General features: G+C 67.8%; 1 pseudogene. It reads right to left on the reverse strand.

From position 1 onward, the window contains the following. Positions 1 to 30 precede the first annotated feature (30 nt). Positions 31 to 1,258: pseudogene (locus LH62_RS00165) on the reverse strand (IS3 family transposase). Positions 1,259 to 1,317 lie beyond the last annotated feature (59 nt).

Consider the following 1,317-nt stretch of genomic DNA (forward strand, 5'->3'; position numbering starts at 1 on the left):
GGTGGCCTTGCCCCGCCTTCACGGACAGCGTTACGCGACTGAAGCAGCCGCATGGAACGCCGCGACCTTCTGCTCTGGTGTGAGATAGCCCAGAGCCGAATGCAAGCGGCGTCGGTTGTACCAGCCTTCCAAGAACAGGAACACATCAGCAGTAGCTTCATCGCGCGTCAGGTAGTCGCACTGTTCGACGAGTTCGCCTTTCAGCGTGGCATAGAAGCTCTCCATTGGCGCATTGTCCCAGCAATCTCCCTTGCGGCTCATGGAGCAGAGCATGCCGTGCTGCTGCAATCGCTTGCGGTACTCGTAAGCTGCGAATTGCACCCCACGATCCGAGTGATGGGTCAGGCCGGGTGCAGGGCGCTGACGCGCAATGGCCATGTCGAGCGCGGCGAGCGCGAGCTCGTGGCCGAGATGGTCGGTCATAGCCCAGCCCACGACGCGGCGGGAGAACAGGTCGAGCACCACGGCCAGGTACAACCAGCCTTCAGCAGTCCAGATATACGTCAAATCAGCCAGCCAGACCCGATCCGGCGCGCTGGCAGTGAAATCGCGCCCGAGCAGGTTCGGCGCCACCGGATAGGCATGCGCGCTGTCGGTGGTGCGGCGGAACCGCCGCCGGCGCCTGGCCGACAGGCCCATGCCGCGCATCAGGCGCACCACCCGCTTGCGGCCAACCCGCCGGCCATGGCTGCGCAGGGTGGCATGCACGCGCGGGCTACCGTAGCGACCCCGGCTGGCTCGTGCGCGGTGCGGATCTCGGCCGCCACCGCCCGGTCCTCGGCCGCCCGCGCACTCTCCGGCCGGCTGGCCCAGGCGTAGTAGCCACTCCGGCTCACCCCCAGCACCTCGCACATGATCTGGATGGGGAAGTCGGCGACATGCTCGCGGATGAAGGCATAGCTCATCTCCGGCCCGTCGCCCGGCCGAAGATGAGCGCAGCTTTTCCCAAAATGTCGCGCTCCATCCGGACCCGATCGAGCTCACGTCGCAGCCGCCCGATCTCCGCCGCCTGGTCGGCCGGGCTCGGGCCCACGCGGCGCGCCGGCGCAGCCTGCTCTTTGGGGGGCGTCGGCGCCGGCGCGCCGCTCTCTGTCGCTGTGCGGCCCTCTGCCCAGCGCAGCCAAGTCCGTACCAGCCGGTCCGGCAAGCCAAGCTCGGCCGCCACCGCCGAAACCGAGCGGCCACCACGGATTGCGGCCACCGCTTCGAGCTTGAACGCCTCCGGAAACAACCGACGCTGTTTGTTGCTCTCCGCCATCGACACCTCTCAGGCCCTTCAGCCTATCTGGGGTGTCCGTGAGAGCGGGGCAGGGCCAA

The sequence above is a fragment of the Belnapia sp. F-4-1 genome (genome assembly GCF_000802185.1).
GTDB lineage: Bacteria > Pseudomonadota > Alphaproteobacteria > Acetobacterales > Acetobacteraceae > Belnapia.